Genomic DNA, 606 nt, shown 5'->3' with positions numbered 1-606 from the left:
GGCCCCTGCCGAGCCGGCAAAGCCAGCCGAGACGGCGCCCGCGGCACCGGCTCCTGCGGCGGAACCGGCCCAGGAACCAGCCAAGCCAGCCGAAGCTGCGCCTGCCGAGCCGGCAAAGCCGGCCGAAAGCAGCCATGTGATCGTTGCCGGCGACACCTTTTGGGATCTGGCGGAAAAAGCCTATGGCGATGGCGCCAAGTGGAAAACGATCTCCGACGCCAACAAGGACTATGAGGCGCGCCGCCTTCCCGTCGGCGTGACCTTGACCATCCCGGCCGCAAACTAAATTCTTCCGTCATTGTTGGAAAACCCGTCCGGGTAACCGGGCGGGTTTTCTGCTTTCCCCCTGAGGTAAGATAAGGTGCGGCCAGACGCTGCATTGAAAACCGGCGCGGCATCGCTAGTTTCGCGCGGTGTCCGGAGATCCCTTATGACGCTTTCCAACCCTGTCGATCCCAAGGCTGCGAAGGTCCTCGGCCCGCCGCCGGCAGGACAGCCGCCGGTCGGGGCGGGTAGGATCGGCGTCATGCTGGTTAATCTCGGCACGCCCGACGGCACAGAATTCAAGCCGATGTGGCGCTATCTCAGGGAATTCCTGTCCGATCC

The 606-nt window shown here is 64.0% G+C and carries 1 protein-coding gene and 1 pseudogene; both read left to right on the top strand.

What is annotated here, in order from left to right:
- Nucleotides 1-286, top strand: a 286-nt coding sequence (locus EOA86_RS37490; protein ID WP_128345884.1) for a LysM peptidoglycan-binding domain-containing protein, incomplete at its 5' end; no start/stop codon positions are given.
- 144 nt (nucleotides 287-430) lie between these two features.
- A pseudogene (gene hemH, locus EOA86_RS41050) lies at nucleotides 431-606 on the top strand (ferrochelatase); the annotation flags it as partial.

The organism is Mesorhizobium sp. M5C.F.Ca.IN.020.32.2.1, from assembly GCF_004023105.1.
Classification (GTDB): Bacteria; Pseudomonadota; Alphaproteobacteria; order Rhizobiales; family Rhizobiaceae; genus Mesorhizobium; species Mesorhizobium wenxiniae.
The sequence above is the reverse complement of the archived record's forward strand: the minus strand, read 5'-3'. Positions and strand labels throughout refer to the sequence as shown.